At 71.2% G+C, this 16,302-nt stretch carries 18 protein-coding genes; 12 read left to right on the plus strand and 6 right to left on the minus strand.

The annotated features are described in order from the left end of the window. Positions 1-27: 27 nt before the first annotated feature. Positions 28-675 (plus strand): mycothiol-dependent nitroreductase Rv2466c family protein, encoded by a 648-nt coding sequence (locus AC07FY_RS00045; protein ID WP_478998538.1) that lies wholly within the window; start codon positions 28-30, stop codon positions 673-675. Positions 676-795: 120 nt separating this feature from the next. On the opposite strand, the gene AC07FY_RS00050 is transcribed toward AC07FY_RS00045, so the two are convergent. From AC07FY_RS00050 to AC07FY_RS00060, 3 genes are all read right to left on the minus strand, one after another. Then, a complete protein-coding gene (locus AC07FY_RS00050) occupies positions 796-1,452 on the minus strand; it encodes a superoxide dismutase (protein WP_478998540.1) in 657 nt (218 codons plus the stop codon). Between the two features lie 171 nt (positions 1,453-1,623). Then, positions 1,624-3,039, minus strand: a complete 1,416-nt coding sequence (locus AC07FY_RS00055; RefSeq protein WP_478998542.1) for an amino acid permease — start codon at positions 3,037-3,039, stop codon at positions 1,624-1,626. Between the two features lie 198 nt (positions 3,040-3,237). Next, on the minus strand, positions 3,238-4,635 hold the full coding sequence (locus AC07FY_RS00060; RefSeq protein ID WP_478998544.1) for an amino acid permease: 1,398 nt from the start codon (positions 4,633-4,635) through the stop codon (positions 3,238-3,240). A gap of 285 nt (positions 4,636-4,920) precedes the next feature. Between AC07FY_RS00060 and AC07FY_RS00065 the strand changes: the two genes are divergently transcribed. After that, positions 4,921-5,505, plus strand: coding sequence for a biotin transporter BioY (locus AC07FY_RS00065; RefSeq protein ID WP_478998546.1), 585 nt, complete (start codon positions 4,921-4,923; stop codon positions 5,503-5,505). Between the two features lie 100 nt (positions 5,506-5,605). Here AC07FY_RS00065 and AC07FY_RS00070 read toward each other — a convergent pair whose 3' ends face one another. Continuing rightward, positions 5,606-7,042: an amino acid permease gene (locus tag AC07FY_RS00070; RefSeq protein ID WP_478998547.1), complete on the minus strand. Its 1,437-nt coding sequence runs from the start codon at positions 7,040-7,042 to the stop codon at positions 5,606-5,608. A 221-nt stretch (positions 7,043-7,263) separates the two neighbouring features. Here AC07FY_RS00070 and AC07FY_RS00075 point away from each other — a divergent pair, with 221 nt between their 5' ends. Both AC07FY_RS00075 and AC07FY_RS00080 read left to right on the plus strand, forming a co-directional pair. Continuing rightward, the gene (locus AC07FY_RS00075) at positions 7,264-7,749 is read left to right on the plus strand and encodes a ribose-5-phosphate isomerase (protein WP_478998549.1); all 486 of its coding nucleotides are present in this window, start codon (positions 7,264-7,266) and stop codon (positions 7,747-7,749) included. Positions 7,750-7,815: 66 nt separating this feature from the next. Next, positions 7,816-8,622, plus strand: coding sequence for an Fpg/Nei family DNA glycosylase (locus AC07FY_RS00080; RefSeq protein ID WP_478998551.1), 807 nt, complete (start codon positions 7,816-7,818; stop codon positions 8,620-8,622). A gap of 31 nt (positions 8,623-8,653) precedes the next feature. Here the strand turns inward: AC07FY_RS00080 and AC07FY_RS00085 are convergent, their stop codons facing one another. Further along, positions 8,654-9,889, minus strand: a complete 1,236-nt coding sequence (locus AC07FY_RS00085) for a GNAT family N-acetyltransferase (protein ID WP_478998553.1) — start codon at positions 9,887-9,889, stop codon at positions 8,654-8,656. A gap of 117 nt (positions 9,890-10,006) precedes the next feature. Here AC07FY_RS00085 and AC07FY_RS00090 point away from each other — a divergent pair, with 117 nt between their 5' ends. From AC07FY_RS00090 to AC07FY_RS00115, 6 genes are all read left to right on the plus strand, one after another. Next, on the plus strand, positions 10,007-11,149 hold the full coding sequence (locus AC07FY_RS00090; protein WP_478998554.1) for a SpoIIE family protein phosphatase: 1,143 nt from the start codon (positions 10,007-10,009) through the stop codon (positions 11,147-11,149). Positions 11,150-11,266: 117 nt separating this feature from the next. Continuing rightward, the gene (locus AC07FY_RS00095) at positions 11,267-12,658 is read left to right on the plus strand and encodes a pyridoxal phosphate-dependent decarboxylase family protein (RefSeq protein WP_478998556.1); all 1,392 of its coding nucleotides are present in this window, start codon (positions 11,267-11,269) and stop codon (positions 12,656-12,658) included. Next, positions 12,655-13,200, plus strand: coding sequence for an HD domain-containing protein (locus AC07FY_RS00100; RefSeq protein ID WP_478998558.1), 546 nt, complete (start codon positions 12,655-12,657; stop codon positions 13,198-13,200). Before AC07FY_RS00095 ends, AC07FY_RS00100 begins: the two co-directional genes overlap by 4 nt. 91 nt (positions 13,201-13,291) lie before the next feature. After that, complete coding sequence (locus AC07FY_RS00105) at positions 13,292-13,486, plus strand: hypothetical protein (protein WP_031145493.1); 195 nt, start codon at positions 13,292-13,294, stop codon at positions 13,484-13,486. A gap of 375 nt (positions 13,487-13,861) precedes the next feature. Further along, positions 13,862-14,206, plus strand: a complete 345-nt coding sequence (locus AC07FY_RS00110) for a hypothetical protein (RefSeq protein ID WP_478998560.1) — start codon at positions 13,862-13,864, stop codon at positions 14,204-14,206. 29 nt (positions 14,207-14,235) lie between these two features. Further along, on the plus strand, positions 14,236-14,709 hold the full coding sequence (locus tag AC07FY_RS00115; RefSeq protein ID WP_478998561.1) for a DUF4240 domain-containing protein: 474 nt from the start codon (positions 14,236-14,238) through the stop codon (positions 14,707-14,709). A gap of 1 nt (position 14,710) precedes the next feature. Here AC07FY_RS00115 and AC07FY_RS00120 read toward each other — a convergent pair whose 3' ends face one another. Then, positions 14,711-15,466, minus strand: a complete 756-nt coding sequence (locus tag AC07FY_RS00120; protein ID WP_478998563.1) for a GntR family transcriptional regulator — start codon at positions 15,464-15,466, stop codon at positions 14,711-14,713. A gap of 79 nt (positions 15,467-15,545) precedes the next feature. Between AC07FY_RS00120 and AC07FY_RS00125 the strand changes: the two genes are divergently transcribed. Both AC07FY_RS00125 and AC07FY_RS00130 read left to right on the plus strand, forming a co-directional pair. Then, positions 15,546-15,824, plus strand: coding sequence for a hypothetical protein (locus AC07FY_RS00125; protein ID WP_478998564.1), 279 nt, complete (start codon positions 15,546-15,548; stop codon positions 15,822-15,824). A 251-nt stretch (positions 15,825-16,075) separates the two neighbouring features. Further along, positions 16,076-16,300, plus strand: a complete 225-nt coding sequence (locus AC07FY_RS00130; protein WP_478998566.1) for a hypothetical protein — start codon at positions 16,076-16,078, stop codon at positions 16,298-16,300. Positions 16,301-16,302 lie beyond the last annotated feature (2 nt).

Here is a 16,302-nt window from a genome sequence, read left to right on the forward strand (position 1 = left end):
ATGCCGTGAGAGTGACGAGGGAGAGACATGTCCGACACCCAGGTGCGCGAGAAGACCCCGGTCGACTTCTGGTTCGACCCGCTCTGCCCCTGGGCCTGGATGACGTCCCGGTGGATGCTCGAGGTCGAGAAGGTGCGCGACGTCGAGGTGCGCTGGCACGTGATGAGCCTGGCCGTCCTGAACGAGAACAAGCTCGACGAACTGCCCGAGCGCTACCGCGAGCTGCTCGGCCCCAAGGGCTGGGCGCCGGTGCGCGTGGTGGTCGCGGCCCAGCAGAAGTTCGGTGACGAGATCACCGGCAAGCTCTACACCGAGCTCGGCACCCGCATCCACAACGAGGGCAAGGGCCCGACCCGCGAGGCCATCGCGGAGGCGCTGGCGGCCCTCGACCTGCCGGCCGAGCTGCTCGCCTATGCCGACTCCGACGAGTACGACGAGGTGCTGCGGGCCTCGCACGACGACGGCATCAACCGGGTCGGCCAGGAGGTCGGCACCCCGGTGATCTCGGTGCCCGGCGCCGACGGCGAGGACGTGGCCTTCTTCGGCCCGGTCGTCACCCCGGCCCCGCGCGGCGAGGCCGCGGCCCGGCTGTGGGACGGCACCCTGCTCGTCGCCTCCATCCCCGGCTTCTACGAGATCAAGCGCACCCGCACCGCGGAGCCGTCCTTCGAGTAGTCCGGCCCCTGCACGCAGGAAGACCCCCGTGAGTCACGTCCTCACGGGGGTCTTCCGCTGGACACGCCCGCCGGTGACAGGTGAGAAGACGATCACGAGGCGGACGGGCTGGGGGTGCGATCAGCCCGTGGTGGGGATCAGCAGCGGGGTGTTGGCCTTGGCGTCGGCGTAGCGCCTCGAGACGTCCTGCCAGTTGACGACGTTCCACATCGCCTCGATGAAGTCCACCTTCTGGTTCTTGTACTGCAGGTAGAAGGCGTGCTCCCAGGCGTCGAAGACGAGGATCGGGGTGCTGGCCACGCCCACGTTGCCCTGGTGGTCGTAGACCTGCTCGACGACCAGGCGGCCGCTGACCGGCTCGTGGGCGAGCACGCCCCAGCCCGAGCCCTGGGTGGCGGAAGAGGCGAAGGTGAGCTGCTTCTTGAACTTCGCGAAGGAGCCGAAGGACTCGGTGATCGCGTCGGCCAGGTCGCCCAGGCCGTCGGCGGCGGTGGGCTCGCCGCCGCCCTCTCCGGTCTTCGGGCTGGCCATGTTGTGCCAGTAGATGCTGTGCAGGATGTGGCCGGAGAGGTGGAACGCGAGGTTCTTCTCGAGGCCGTTCAGGGCGGCCCAGTTCTCCTTGTCGCGCGCCTCCGCCAGCTGCTCCAGCGTGGTGTTGGCGCCCGTGACGTAGGCAGCGTGGTGCTTGTCGTGGTGCAGCTCGATGATCTGCGGGTTGATCACCGGCTCCAGCGCCGCGTAGTCGTACGGAAGCTCGGGAAGCGTGTAGATGGCCATGCGTGTGATCCGGTCCCCTCGGCGGTCCGACTGCTTATTGCAACTTATGCGCAACTGCACGCTAGCAGTATCTATGGCTGGTCACACGTAAGGGTCCCTGAGTGCGAGGGCATGCGAAGAAGGCGGGCCCCGTGCTCGCGCACGGGGCCCGCCTCCGTCGTCTCCGGTCCGTCAGGCGCGGGCGGCGGTCCGCTTCTGGAGGATCCGGCCGGTCACCGCGAGGGCGACGGTCAGGCCGCCGGTGAAGACCACCTGGATCCGGGTGTCCTCGCCCAGTGCCATCAGCACCAGCACTCCGGCCACGCCCGCCAGCGCCACCCACGTCAGGTACGGGAAGCCCCACATCCGCACGACCAGCTTCTGCGGGGCCTCCCGCTCCAGCCGGCGGCGCAGCACGAACTGCGAGACGGCGATGAAGCCCCAGACGACGAGGATGACCCCGCCGACCATGTTGAGCAGCCAGGCGAACAGGGTGTCCGGGTACCAGTACGACAGCAGGACGGTGACGAAGCCGAAGCCGCAGGAGGCGAGCACCGCGCGGCGCGGCACGCGGCCGGTGACCTTGCCCAGCGCCTTCGGGCCCTGACCGCGGGCGACGAGGGAGTAGGCCATCCGCGAGGACCCGTAGATGTTGGCGTTCATCGCGGACAGCAGGGCGATCAGGATGACCACGTTCATGATCTGGCCGGCGGCCGGGATGCCCAGGTGGTCCAGGGTGGCGGCGTAGGGGCCGTCCGCCGCGACCGCCGGGTCGTTCCACGGCAGCAGGGTGACGATCACCAGCATGGAGCCGACGTAGACGACCGCGATCCGCCACATCGTCGTCTTCACGGCCCTGGCCACGCCCTTGACGGGGTTCTCGGACTCGGCGGCCGCGATGGTCACCGTCTCCAGCCCGCCGTACGCGACGACCGAGGTGAGCAGACCGACCAGCAGGCCCTCGACCCCGTTGGGCAGGAACCCGCCGTCGTGCAGCAGGTTGGCGGCGCCGGGGGAGCCGGCGCCGGGCAGCACGCCGAGCACGGCCAGCACGCCGAGACCCAGGAAGAGCCCGATGGCGCCGATCTTGAGCGCGGCGAACCAGAACTCGAACTCGCCGAAGTGGGAGACGGCGGCCAGGTTCGACCCGCAGAAGACCGCCATGAAGAGCAGCACCCACATCCAGGAGGGGGTGCCCGGGAACCAGCCGGTCATGATGTGCGCCGCACCGATGGCCTCGATGGCCACGCCCACGCACAGCAGCGTCCAGAACATCCAGCCGGCGGTGAACCCGGCCCAGGGGCCGATGGCCCGCTCGGCGTGGACGGAGAAGGAGCCGGAGGCGGGGTTGGCCGCCGACATCTCCCCGAGCATCCGCATCACGAACATCACCAGGATCCCGGACGCCGCGTACGCGAGCACGATCGAGGGACCGGCGGCGGCGATGCCCGCGCCGGACCCGACGAAGAGCCCGGCGCCGATGACCCCGCCGAGGGCGATCATCGAGAGGTGGCGCTGCTTGAGTCCGTTGCCGAGGGGGGACCCGCCGCCGGCCTGAGGCGGAGGTGGCTGCTCGGTTCCGGGGGGTGTGACGGTGCTCTGGCTCATGGGGGTCAGTCTGCCGAACCGTCCGATAGTCGGACGGAGCGCGTCCATCATCCGGACGCCTGCTTCACGCGACGTGATCACCCGCCCGCACAGCGCCGAACCGAGCACGCCGAGAACCGAGTACGCCGAGAACCGAAACCGAGTACGCCGCAGGGCCCGGGACCTTGTCCCGGGCCCTGCCGCATACGCCGTGAACCGTCAGAGCCGACGGGCCCGGACCTCCCGCACCCAGGCCACGAGCAGCACCGCGGCGGCGGCGCCGGTGGACCACAGCAACTGCGGCCGGGCCGCGTCGTCGAACAGCATCAGCACCAGGACCGCCGCCATGCCGAGCAGCGCCGCCCAGGTCGCGTACGGGAACAGCCACATCGGCAGGGTGAGCCGCTCCGGCATGTCCCGCTCGATCCGGCGGCGCAGCTTCAGCTGCGAGACCGCGATCAGCGCCCACACGAACAGCAGCACCGCGCCGACCGCGTTCAGCATGTAGAGGAAGATCGTGTCCGGCCACAGCAGGTTCAGCACCACCGAGACGAAGCCGAAGGCCACCGAGGCGAAGACCGCGCGCCGCGGCACCCCGCTGCCCGAGACCTTCAGCAGTGCCCGGGGCGCCTCGCCGCGCTCGGCCAGCGAGAACACCATGCGCGAGGATCCGTACAGGTTGGCGTTCAGTGCCGACAGCAGCGCCACGAACACCACGATGTTCATGATCTGGCCGGCCGCCGGGATGCCGATGGAGTCCAGGACCGCGACGTACGGGCTCTGACCCGCCTCGAGGGAGTCCCACGGCAGCAGGGCCACGATGACCGCCATCGAGCCGACGTAGAAGAAGAGGATGCGCCACACGGCGCTGCGCACCGCGCGGGACACGGAGCGGGCCGGGTCGTCGGACTCCGCTGCGGCGATGGTGACGACCTCCAGCCCGCCGAAGGCGAAGACGACCGCGAGCATGCCCGCCACGACCCCGCCCATGCCGGCCGGGAAGAAGCCACCCCGGCCGGTGAGGTTGGCCATGCCGACGGGGTCCGTGTCGGGGAGCAGGCCGAAGATCGCCAGGGTGCCGAGGACCAGGAACAGCACGATCGCGCCGACCTTCAGTGCGGCGAACCAGAATTCGAACTCGCCGAAGTTCCGCACGGCCGCCAGGTTGCTGACGGTGAACACCACCATGAAGAGCAGCACCCAGACCCACTGGTCGACCGAGGGCACCCAGCCCGCCGCGATCTTCGCGGCGCCGGTGGCCTCCACGGCGAGCACGACGACCAGCAGGAACCAGTACAGCCAGCCGGCCGAGAACCCGGCCCACCGGCCCAGGGCCTTCTCCGCGTAGACCGAGAAGGACCCGGAGGCGGGCATCGCCGCCGACATCTCGCCGAGCGCGCGCATCACCAGCATCGCGAGCACGCCCGCGAGCAGGTAGGAGCAGATGATCGCGGGGCCGGCGATGCCGATGCCGGCGCCGGAGCCGACGAAGAGCCCCGCACCGATCACGCCGCCGAGGCCCAGCATGGTCAGGTGGCGCTGCTTGAGGCTGTGGCTGAGGGGCTCCGCGGGCAGGTCGCCCGGGGTCGGGGGAGCTTCGGGCAGGCGGTCGCGCATGAGGGGTGCTCGTACTCTCGTTCGGCCCAGCGGCGGTAGGGGCTCCGCATCCGGATTGGCGGGACCCTACAGTCTCACCGAGCGGCGGGCTCGTGTGCAAAACGGATGTGTTGTCGGATCTTCCCCGTGACGCGGATCACGCGCCCCGGGGCGGTGGTGCGGGTCTTTGTGCGGTCTCCACCAAACCGAGGAGTACGCCTTTGTGCCGGGCGGCGGTGGGGGCACCGGGGGCCGCGGACTAACGTCGGTGATCGTCCCGTCACCACGACCTCCCGGAGCCCCTCGATGAGCACCGCTTCCGTCTCCTTCCGGCCCGGCGCCGTCCTCGCCGACCTGCTGCCCGCGAGCCGCGTACGCGACATCGCGCTCGTCGTCGGCGGAGCCGCGCTCACCGGACTGGCCGCGCAGATCGCGGTGCCGGTGCCCGGCTCCCCGGTTCCGGTCACCGGCCAGACCTTCGCGGCGCTGCTCGTCGGCGCCGCCTTCGGTGCCCGCCGCGGCTTCCTGGCCCTCGGGCTCTACGCCGTCCTCGGCGCGGCCGGGATGCCCTGGTTCGCGGGCGGCACCTCCGGCGCGTCCGGCGCCTCCTTCGGCTACGTGCTCGGCATGCTCCTCGCCGCCACCCTCGTCGGCGCCCTGGCGCGCCGGGGCGCCGACCGCTCGGTCCTGCGGACCGCGGGCACGATGGCGGCCGGTTCCGCGGTGATCTACGCGGTGGGCGTGCCGTACCTGATGGGCGCGACGGGCATGTCCCTGGGCGCGGCCGTCGCCGCGGGCCTGACCCCGTTCCTGATCGGCGACGCGCTCAAGGCCGCCCTGGCGATGGGCGCCCTGCCGGCCGCCTGGAAGCTGGCCGGCCGCCGCGGCTGAGCGGCCCCGGTCCGCCGCTGCCGAGCGGACCCGCGCAAGCACCGGAGCCCGGCCCGCCGTCACAGGCGGGCCGGGCTCCGGCGTCGGTGCACGGGCGGGATCAGCCCTGGACGGCGGCCCGCTTGCGGCGGACGTCCAGCACCACGCCCACGAGCACGACGGCGCCCGCGACCAGCGTGGACAGCGTGACGACCTCGCGGTTCGCGTCGTCCACGAACATGTAGCCGATCACGAAGGTGATCAGGGCGGCGGTGGCCCAGGTCAGCCACGGGAAGAGCCACATCTTCACGGTCAGCTTCTCCGGGGCCTCGCGGACCAGGATCCCGCGCATCCGCAGCTGGGTGAAGCAGATCACCAGCCAGACGAACAGCGCGATGGCGCCCGAGGAGTTCAACAGGAAGTTGAAGACCGTGTCCTTGAACGCGTAGTTGAAGTAGACGGCGACGAAGCCGAAGACCGTGGAGCCCAGGATCGCGGCCACCGGCACACCCCGGGAGTTGACCTTGGCGAACGCCTTCGGCGCGTCGCCGCGCTCACCGAGCGAGAAGGCCATGCGGGAGGCGGTGTAGAGGCCCGAGTTCAGGCAGGACAGCACGGCGGTCAGGACGATGACCTCCATGATCGTGCCGGCGTTGGCGATGCCGATCGAGTCGAGGGCGGCGACGTACGAGCCCTTCTCGGTGATCGACTTGTCGTTCCACGGCAGCAGCGTCAGCACGACGAAGATCGAACCGAGGTAGAAGACGCCGATCCGCCAGATGACGGAGTTCGTGGCCTGGGTGACCGCCTTGCGGGGGTTCTCCGACTCGCCCGCGGCGAGGGTGACGATCTCGCTGCCCATGAAGGAGAAGACGACCATCAGCACACCGGTGAGGACCGCGCCGTAGCCGTTGGGGAAGAACCCGCCCGCGTCGGTCAGGTGCGCGAAGCCCGCGCCCGGGTTGTCCGAGCCCGGCAGCACGCCGAAGACGGCCAGCAGGCCGACGACGACGAAGGCGCCGATGGCGACGACCTTGATGCCCGCGAACCAGAACTCGAACTCACCGTAGGAGGCGACCGAGCCGAGGTTGGTGACCGTCAGGACCGCCATCACGATCAGGGCCCAGGCCCACTGCGGGACGGCCGGGATCCAGCTCTCGAGGATGGCGGCGCCGGCGGTGGCCTCCACGGCGAGGACGACGACCCAGAAGAACCAGTACAGCCAGCCGATGGAGAAGCCGGCCCAGCGCCCGAGCGCGCGGTCGGCGTAGGCGGAGAAGGAACCCGAGTTCGGGCTGGCCGCGGCCATCTCGCCGAGCATCCGCATCACGAAGACGACCATCGCGCCGACCAGCGCGTAGGAGATCAGGATGGCGGGACCGGCCTTGGCGATGCCGCCGCCGGAGCCGACGAAGAGGCCGGCGCCGATGACGCCGCCGATGGCGATCATGGAAAGGTGGCGGTTCTTGAGACCGGCCTTCAGACCGTCGGAGGGCTGGCCCGGACCGGGGTTGCCGGCGGGGTCTCCTGCCTTCTGAAGGGTCGTCGTGGTGCTCATGGACGGATCCTTAGGTTCTCGGGTTGCGAGGCCCGGGCATTCAAACCTGAGATGAACGCAGGACGGAAGGCCCAAATCCGGATCGTTGCCTTCGGGCGAACGCTCCGGACCTTGCTCCCGCCGTGTCCCATCTGCGTTCTTTGGGTTTACTTGAGCTTGGGACGTGACCTACGCGACACCCCGTTGCCGGTCGCGGGGCCCCCTCGTGCCACACTCGGACCATGCGCGTGTACCTCGGATCCGACCATGCCGGCTTTGAGCTCAAGAACCACCTGGTGGACTGGCTCAAGAACAACGGCCACGAGCCCGTCGACTGTGGGCCCCACATCTACGACGCGGTGGACGACTACCCGCCGTTCTGCCTCCGCGCCGCGGAGAAGACGGCCGCGGACGCCGGCAGCCTCGGCATCGTGATCGGCGGCTCCGGCAACGGCGAGCAGATCGCCGCGAACAAGGTCAAGGGCGTGCGCGCCATCCTCGCCTGGAGCGTGGAGACCGCGAAGCTCGGCCGCGAGCACAACAACGCCAACGTGATCTCGGTCGGCGGCCGGATGCACACCCAGGAGGAGGCCGTCTCCTTCATCGAGGCGTTCCTGGCGACCCCGTACTCCGACGAGGAGCGCCACACCCGCCGCATCGACATGCTCTCCGCGTACGAGCAGACCGGCGAGCTGCCCCCGATCCCGGCCCACCACCCCCAGGGCTGATCCGCTTCCGGCCGCGCCGCTCCCCGCCGGGGGCGGCGCGGCCGTTCCCGTCTCCAGGAGTCCGCCGTGCCCGAGGGGCATACGATCCACCGCCTCGCCCGGGACCACACCGAGCGGTTCGCCGCCCGCCCGGTCCGCGTCAGCAGCCCCCAGGGCCGTTTCGCGCAGAGCGCGGCCCTGCTCGACGGGCGCGAGCTGGAGAGCGCCGAGGCGCACGGCAAGCACCTCTTCCTCGGCCTCGGCGAGGACTGGATCCACATCCACCTCGGCCTGTTCGGCAAGCTCGGCTTCGGCCCCGCCCCGGCGCCGCCCGCGACCGACACCGTCCGACTGCGGCTCCAGAACGAGGACCACTACGCCGACCTGCGCGGGCCCACCGCCTGCGCACTGATCGGCGGGGCCGAGAAGAGGGAGATACACGACCGGCTCGGCCCCGACCCGCTGCGGCCGGACGACGACCCCGACCGGGCCTGGCAGCGGATCTCCCGCTCCCGCACCACCATCGCCGCCCTGCTGATGGACCAGAAGGTCGTCGCGGGCGTCGGCAACGTCTACCGGGCCGAGGTCCTCTTCCGCCACGGCATCGACCCCTACCGCCTCGGCAAGGACCTCACCCGCGCCGAATGGGACGCCATGTGGCAGGACCTGGGCGTCCTGATGCGCGAAGGCGTGCGCAAGAACCGCATCGACACCGTCCGCGACGAGCACCTGCCCGAGGCGATGGGCAGGCCGCCCCGCGTCGACGACCACGGCGGCGAGGTGTACGTCTACCGCAGGGCGAACATGCCCTGCCACCTCTGCGGCGGCGAGATCCGCACCGCCGGGCTGGCCGCCCGCAACCTGTTCTGGTGCCCCGGCTGCCAGGTCCGCTAGGTCCTGTCGCTCCGGCGGGCCTCCGTCCCCGTCAGAAGCTGTGCGGCAGCCACGGGGCGACGTCCCCGGCGAAGGCGCGCGAGGCCGGCACCAGGGTGCCCGGCCGCAGCTCCCGGACCAGCCCGGCCGCCGCCAGCGACGTCAGCGCGGTCCCGCCCAGGTACGCCGCCCCCAGCTCCCGGACCGACAGGGCCAGGTCCGCCGGATCCGCGGTCCGCACGCAGAGCGCCGCGCCCGACCCGTCGGCGGTGAGCCGCCACCGGCCCGCGTTCCACGGGCAGAACGCGTCCTCGACCTCCAGCACCACGTCCAGCCCGGCCCCGTACGTCCGCTCTGAGAGCGCCGCCGGCAGGTCCACCAGCCGTACGTGGAGCGCGTCGCGCACGCGCGGCTTCGACCGCCGCACGTCGGTGACCAGGTGCAGCACCGCGTCGTCCACCGGCCGCCTGCCGGCCCGTACCGTCCAGGTCAGGTCGATCCCGAACAGGTGGCGCCACAGCGCCGCCGTCGTCACCGGATCGAGCGCGTCGAGGTCCACCAGCTCGACCTCCCCCTCCGAGCCGGACGTGTTCCAGTGGGGTGCGACCCGATAGCGGGCGTAGCCGGCCACCTCCCCGTCCGGGCCTTCGGCGACCACGCACTGCAGGGGCGAGGCCCCGGCGCGGTCCTGCGGCGGATCCGAGATGACGTACCGCTCCCAGCCGGGCCGCCGGGCCAACATGCCCGGCCGCCGGCCGAGCAGTTCGGCGTACACCCGCTCGCAGTCGGCCAGTGCCTTTAGCGGATCGACGAGCCGTACGCGTACCGCCTCCACCCCCGCCGGCAGCGAGAGCCGGACGCGGGCCGTGTCGATCTCCAGCCCCATGGCGTAGGCGCCGATGCCGTAGCCGAACCGCCCGTAGATCGCCGGATCGGACGCCGTCAGCACGGCGAGCGGCTCACCGGCCGCCCGTACGTCGTCCAGCAGGCGCCGCATCATCGAGCTGAGCAGCCCCCGCCGCCGGTGCGTGGGGGAGACGCCCACCATCGTGACCCCGGCCGCGGGCACCAGCGCGCCGCCCGGAACCGAGAGGCGGAAGCTGAACGCCGAGGCCGAGCCGACGCATTCCTCGCCGTCCCAGACACCGAGGGAGCGGTCGGGCTCGGTCAAGGACCGGTGGAGCTCCCGGCTCTGCGGCGAGTCGGCCACTCCACCGAACGCCAGTTCCAGCTGATCGAACCAGGCATCCCACTCATCCCGCTGCAACACGCGTATGTCAAGGGCCATATGACCATCCCTACCAGGGTGCCCGGTCCCGGTCGAAGGGTTTTCCGGCGGTCTCCCGCCGCGGGACCAGGGGTACCGCTGCGCATCCACAGCCGGGATGGATAGGGTCCCGAAGCAATGGCCGGAGCACGCGTGGACACCCTCCTGGCCCGGATGCGCATGGCGTCGCACCGGGCCCGCACCTCCCTGCGCAAATCCGCCGTCGACTACTTCCGCGGGGACGCCTCCGACTGGCTCGCCTTCGTCGGACTGCTCCTCACCGTCCCCGCCATCGCCTGCGGCACGATAGTGCTGCCCGTCTGGTTCTCGCCCTCGGCCCTCGTCCTGCCGATCGTGGCCGGCGGGCTGCTGCTGCGCCCCGCCAGCCTCCTCGGGCTGTACGGGGCCTCCGCGGCCGCCCTCATCGTCGAGGCCGTCGTCCTCGGCCCCTACACCCTGGGGCCGGCCCGGGTCACCCCCGGCACCGTCCTGGTCGTCGCCGCCTGCGGCTTCTTCGGGCTGGTCATCGCACAGTTCCGCAGCCGCGTCGGCGTGCCCTGGCGGCGCGGCGGCACCATGCTCTTCGACCTGCGCGAGCGGATCCGCGTCCAGAGCAAACTGCCGCCCCTGCCGCGCGGCTGGCACCGCGAGATGGCCCTGCGCCCGGCCGGCGGCCAGTCCTTCTCCGGCGACTTCGTCGTCGCGGCCCGCACCAACGGCGGCCGGACCCTGGAGATCGTCCTGACCGACGTCTCGGGCAAGGGCATGGAGGCCGGCTCCCGCGCCCTCCTCCTCTCCGGCGCCTTCGGCGGCCTGCTCGGCGCCCTCCCGCCGCACGGCTTCCTGCCCGCCGCCAACGGCTACCTGCTGCGCCAGGACTGGGACGAGGGCTTCGCCACCTCCATCCACCTCGTGCTGGACCTGCGGACCGGCGACTACGAACTCCTCTCCGCCGGCCACCTCCCCGCGCTCCAGCTCTCCGCCGGTACCGGCCGCTGGCAGGAGATGTCCGGCGAAGGCCCCCTCCTCGGCGTCTACGACGGCGCGGAATTCACTCCCGCCCGGGGGAACCTGCGCCGGGGCGACGTCCTGATGCTCTTCACCGACGGCCTCGTCGAGACGGCCGACCGCGAGATCAGCGAGGGCATCGACCGCCTCACGGGCGAGGCCGACCGCTACGTCGCCGCCGGCTGGGAGGGCGCGGCGTGGCACCTGATCGAGAAGGTGGCCAAGGACGTCAACGACGACCGAGCCCTCCTCCTCATCCGCCGCTCCCCGTAACGGTCCGCCGCGTCCGACCCCCAGCGGCCCCCACCCGGTCCGCCGGGGCGGCACGACGGGCCACCTGGTGGGGATTGGACGGTCCGCCGCGTCCGCGGCGGCCCCTACCGTGCCCCCATGGACCGCACGCTCGCCGCCGACCTCGCCCGGCTCCCCGAACTCCTCGACACCGCCCGCCGCGCCGCCGCCGACGCGCTCGCCTGCCTGGACGCGCGTCCCGTCCTACCGCCCGCCGGAAGCCCGGACGCCGAGCCCGAACCGCTCCCCGAGCGCGGCGCCGGCGCCGAGGCCGCCCTCGCGGCCTTCCGCGCGCGCTGGGAGCCCCGGCTGTCCGCCTCCGCAGGGCCCCGCTACCTCGGCTTCGTCACCGGCGGCGCCACCCCCGCCGCCCTCGCCGGGGACTGGCTCACCGCCGCGCACGACCAGAACTCCAACTCCGCCCTCGACGGCGCCGGCCAGGACCTCGAACGCGAGACCGTCGGCTGGCTCCGCGCCCTCTTCCACCTCTCGCCCGCCCACTCCGGCACTTTCGTCAGCGGCGCCACCATGTCCAACACCACCGGGCTGGCCATCGCCCGCGAATGGCTCGGCGAACGCCTCGGCGTCTCCCCGGCGGAGGACGGCGCGGCCGCCCTCGGTCCCGTCCGCGTCCTCTCCGGAGCCCCGCACTCCTCCATCGCCAAGGCCCTCGCCGTCCTCGGCCTGGGTCGGCGCAGCCTCGTCGAGGTCCCGACCCTGCCCGGCCGCGAGGCCGTCGACCCGGCCGCCCTGGACCGGGCACTCGCCGACACCCCCGGACCCGCCGTCGTCGTCGCCAACGCCGGCACCGTCAACACGGTCGACTTCGACGACCTCCGGGCCGTCGCCGCCCTCAAGGACCGCCACGACTTCTGGCTGCACACCGACGCGGCCTTCGGCGCCTTCGCCGCCCTCTCCCCGGACCACGCCCACCTCGCCGCCGGCCTCGACGCCTCGGACTCCCTCTGCGTCGACCTGCACAAGTGGCTCAACGTCCCCTATGACAGCGCCGTCCAGTTCACCCGCCGGCGCGACCTCCAGGCCCGGGTCTTCCAGAACTCCGCCGCCTATCTCGGCCCGCTCGGCGACCATCCCGACCTGGTCCACCTCACCCCGGAGAACTCCCACCGGCTGCGCGCGCTCGCCGCCTGGTTCACGCTCCGCGCGTACGGCCGCGCAGGGCACCGGGAGATCGTCGAACGCGACATCGCCTGCGCCCGCGCGCTCGGCGAGCGGCTCGACGCGGACCCCGCCTTCACCCTGCTGGCCCCGGTCCGCCTCAACGTCGTCTGCTTCACCCTCGCCACCGACCCCACCCCCGCCCGGCTGGCGGCCCTGCGCGAGGCCGCCGCGGCCGAGGTGTTCGTCACCCCGACCGTCCACGGGGGAACCGCCGCCCTGCGCGCCGCGTTCTCCAACTGGCGTACCACGCGGGCGGATGTGGACCGGGCCGCGCAGGCCCTCCGGACAGCGGCACGGGAGATCGCATGACGAGCAGCCACCTGACCCTCATCGAGGTCGAGGCGCTGGCCCGCGCCGCCCACGAGGGCCAGACCGACAAGGCCGGCCGCCCCTACGCCGAGCACTTGGAGGCCGTCGCCGAGGGCGTCAGGCTGCGCGGCGGCACCCCGGAGCAGCAGGCGGCGGCCTGGCTGCACGACGCCATCGAGGACGAGGCGCTCAGCCTCACCTGGCTGGATTCCGCCGCCCTGCCCGAGCCCGTCAAGGACATGGTGCTGGCCCTCACCAAGCGCCCCGGCGAACCGGTCGAGCAGTACGCGGCCCGGATCCTCGCCACCCCGGGCGCGCTCCTGGTCAAGGAGGCCGACCTCGCGCACAACGCCGACCCCGTACGCCTGTCCGTACTGGACGCCCCCACCCGGGATCGGCTGTCCGCGAAGTACGCGTATGTCCGCTCGCTCCTCGGCCTCGCCCAGGGCACGCCTTTCGGATCGAGCCGGGCCCCCGCCGGGCCCCGCCGCGGGGAGGGCCGGTGGAAACCGAACGGTGGTGATTCGTCACAGGACGGATAGGCGGGGCCCGTTGGTGGGAGGATGGTCCATGTGGGTGTGCGCTGCCGCATGCCCCGGGCCGACCAGGGGACGACCGAAGGTGTGATCAGTTGTGGCCATTTCGCTGTCAGTGGTGGTTCTGTTGGGGGTCATCCTGGTGGTGCTGATCCGCGGCAACCACATCAAGGCGGGCCCCGCGATCGTAGCGGCCCTCTTCGGCTTCTTCCTCGCGTCGAGCTCGATCGCGGACGACGTGAACCGGTTCCTCAACTCGCTGGCGACGATGATCGCCAACATCAAACTCTGACCGCCCCGGCCACCAACCCGCCGCCCGCCGCGGCGGGTTCGCGGGACGCCCGGCGAAGCCCGGGAACGACGAAGGGCCAAGTCGAGGAGATGTCCTCTGACCTGGCCCTTTGTGCTTCAGAGCGGGTGACGGGAATCGAACCCGCGTAGCTAGTTTGGAAGACCGCGTACGCACTTCCCTGCCCACCGGCCAAGTCTCCGACCTGCACCTTGCTGCCCGCCTCCCCGCGTTTCCCCGACATTCCCCGCCGGAGACCGCCCGCTCGGGCACGCGGGGGACACGGCCCGCTGGGCCCTGGGAGACAGCAGCGGCGAGCGGTATACGCGGTTGCGGCACATCCCTGCCGCATCGCAGGATGCCAACCGGGGAGGGGCTATGGAACGGCATCAGCTGATGCGACTGCTGGCCGGCGACGAGGAGCCGTCCAAGGCTGCCCTGGCGGCCCTCGCCGACGGTGCCGACTACGTCGTATGGGAGGGCGGGTCGAGGCGCTCGGACGGCCATGCAGGGGTCTTCGCGATCCGGCATCGATGCATGCAGCGGAAGGGGGCCGAGAACCTGGGTTGGGAACGAGCGCTGGAACTCCTCCGTGAGCACGCTCAGCCCATCCGCATCGGGCAGATCGCAGCCCCCGACAGGTCATGGATTTACACGATCTTCCTTACGGAAGACGGCAGCGCGCTGGTGGCCTGCGCCAGCGTACGACGGGCCCAGGGGTAGATGTCAGACCGCCCTGAAATCCTGCGCCCGTGAACACGACATGGGCCGACTTCTGGGCACTGATAGCCACCCTGAACGGCGAGGCCACCCAAGAGAGCTGTCAACACCTGGCGGAGGAGCTGAGCCGTCGCCCTGTCCCCGACATCATCGGATTCGCGGAACGCCATGCTGAGGCCCTCTACCGCCTGGACCAGGAGAAGTTCGGCGTCCTTCCCGTGATCGACCTGACGGTTCGCGACGGCAGGCCGTTCCCGCAGTCGTCCGACGGCTTTCTGTACGCACGCTGCGCTGTGGTGGCCGCGGGGCAGTCCGTATGGGAGAGCGTCTTCTCCGATGTCGACAAGTTCGCCCCGTACACCTCTACCGAGTGCGACGGCGAATGGCTGCTGTACGTGCCGGACCGGGCGTACGAGCTGGCCACTGGTAACGAGTGGGACCGTTTGACGCGCTACTGCTTCGAGAGCTGCTCCAACCGGGACGGTTGGCCTCACCTGCAGGCCTGAACTACCCCCTGATGGGGATCTCATAGACGATTTCGCACAGCGCTACGGGAACAACGATGTCCGCCGTCTCTACGGGGCGCCCCTCGTCGCTGTAGTACGTCCGCCGGATGTGGGTGACTAGAGCGGCTTTCTGAATCCCGAGGAGCGACGCCTCCTCCGCGCTGGCCTGCCTCGGCTCCGGCTGCTCGACGGCGTGACTGACCCTGATCCCGATCTCGGCCATCCGATTCACGACTCCAACGCCGGCATGCGGCCCACCCTCCGGCAGGACAACCAGCGTGCCGGCGGTGAGCTCATATGGCTCCCAACTCGTCGACAGCTGCACTGGCCGCCCATCGGCGAGGAACTCATAAACCGTACGCACGCACAGATCACCCTCGGCGATCCCGAGCCGCGCCGCGATCTCGGCCGGGGCCGGCACCTTCGCCTCGGTCCGGCTCTCCCAGTTGCCTTTCTTGCCCAAGACCTGCATGTCCGCCCGGAACGGCGAACCGCCGGGCTGCTCGCGTGCCGAGGACCGGACCACCCGCACGCGCCGCCGAGGTTCGGCGACATACGTACCTGAACCCGCCCGCCCCTCGAGCACACCTTGAGAGATCAGCAGCTCCTGCGCCCGACGGACCACGTTCTCGCCCACACCGCACTCCTCAGCGATCTGAGTGCGAGAGGGCAGCCGATCGCCGGCCGTCCACACGTGCTCCGCGATCCGCTGCCGCAGGACGTCGGCGATACGGAGATAAGGCGGCTGCTCAGGCATGTGGAAAATCTAGTCCACTAGCTCTAATCTAGTTAACTAGCTTTACTCAACGTGATCGACTGGCGACGGAGGCCCTCCTGTGCCCGCTTCGGAAGCAAGGGCCGAGGACCTCGCCGCCCGGTTGTCCGCCCTCGGGCTGACCACGCGTGTGGAGCCGCATACCGCATACACGTCGATCGAAGCGGAGGTACCGGAAAGGCTGCCCGCCGAATCGTGGCGGGAGGTCCTAGAAGTCTTGGCGAAGGCAGACCGATTCGGGCTTCTCGCCAGCAGCTTGACCGGCCGCACCCTCTGGGCCGCCGTAAACAAAGCGGTCCCCGCGACGGGCGACGTCCGGAGACCTGGCCATCAGCGATAGGAGCTGATCAGCGTGCACAACCGTATGGGCCCCACTCCCGCCCGCACCAGTGGGCGACACCTCCCCGCACCCCCAGCTGCGACGCGCACTACGGTCCCCTACCGTTCGAGCTCGTGTGCCATCGGCACGCACGGGGAATGCGCCCAGTCGTCCCCTGCCACCGCACCCGTTGGCGTCCCGGTGACCTATGAAGCCTGCGACTGCCCCTGCCACACCCCGGACGCTGCGCCGGCACCGCGGCAGGTGAACCAGTGAACGCCTGGGCTCCCAGCGGCGCGCTCGCCGCCAACATCGAGATCACTTCTATCAGCGTGCGACGCGGCGACGTCATCCAGATCGGAGGCCAGCCGTGCCGCGTCGCCGATCTCGTCCAGCTGCCCGCTGGCGCCAAACGCCTGTTCTTCGAGTCGGGCGAGGTGCTGACGATGCACGCCCGGAGCCGACTCATCGCCCTTCGGCTGACGAGGAAGTGGTGACC

This window comes from Streptomyces sp. NPDC045967 (assembly GCF_056430495.1).

Bases quoted from the DNA above. Each gene is read 5' to 3' on its own strand.
- AC07FY_RS00045 (WP_478998538.1), top strand. From the start codon at position 28: ATGTCCGACACCCAGGTGCGCGAGAAGACCCCGGTCGACTTCTGGTTC.
- AC07FY_RS00050 (WP_478998540.1), bottom strand. From the start codon at position 1,452: ATGGCCATCTACACGCTTCCCGAGCTTCCGTACGACTACGCGGCGCTG.
- AC07FY_RS00055 (WP_478998542.1), bottom strand. From the start codon at position 3,039: ATGAGCCAGAGCACCGTCACACCCCCCGGAACCGAGCAGCCACCTCCG.
- AC07FY_RS00060 (WP_478998544.1), bottom strand. From the start codon at position 4,635: ATGCGCGACCGCCTGCCCGAAGCTCCCCCGACCCCGGGCGACCTGCCC.
- AC07FY_RS00065 (WP_478998546.1), top strand. From the start codon at position 4,921: ATGAGCACCGCTTCCGTCTCCTTCCGGCCCGGCGCCGTCCTCGCCGAC.
- AC07FY_RS00070 (WP_478998547.1), bottom strand. From the start codon at position 7,042: ATGAGCACCACGACGACCCTTCAGAAGGCAGGAGACCCCGCCGGCAAC.
- AC07FY_RS00075 (WP_478998549.1), top strand. From the start codon at position 7,264: ATGCGCGTGTACCTCGGATCCGACCATGCCGGCTTTGAGCTCAAGAAC.
- AC07FY_RS00085 (WP_478998553.1), bottom strand. From the start codon at position 9,889: ATGGCCCTTGACATACGCGTGTTGCAGCGGGATGAGTGGGATGCCTGG.
- AC07FY_RS00090 (WP_478998554.1), top strand. From the start codon at position 10,007: ATGGCCGGAGCACGCGTGGACACCCTCCTGGCCCGGATGCGCATGGCG.
- AC07FY_RS00095 (WP_478998556.1), top strand. From the start codon at position 11,267: ATGGACCGCACGCTCGCCGCCGACCTCGCCCGGCTCCCCGAACTCCTC.
- AC07FY_RS00100 (WP_478998558.1), top strand. From the start codon at position 12,655: ATGACGAGCAGCCACCTGACCCTCATCGAGGTCGAGGCGCTGGCCCGC.
- AC07FY_RS00110 (WP_478998560.1), top strand. From the start codon at position 13,862: ATGGAACGGCATCAGCTGATGCGACTGCTGGCCGGCGACGAGGAGCCG.
- AC07FY_RS00120 (WP_478998563.1), bottom strand. From the start codon at position 15,466: ATGCCTGAGCAGCCGCCTTATCTCCGTATCGCCGACGTCCTGCGGCAG.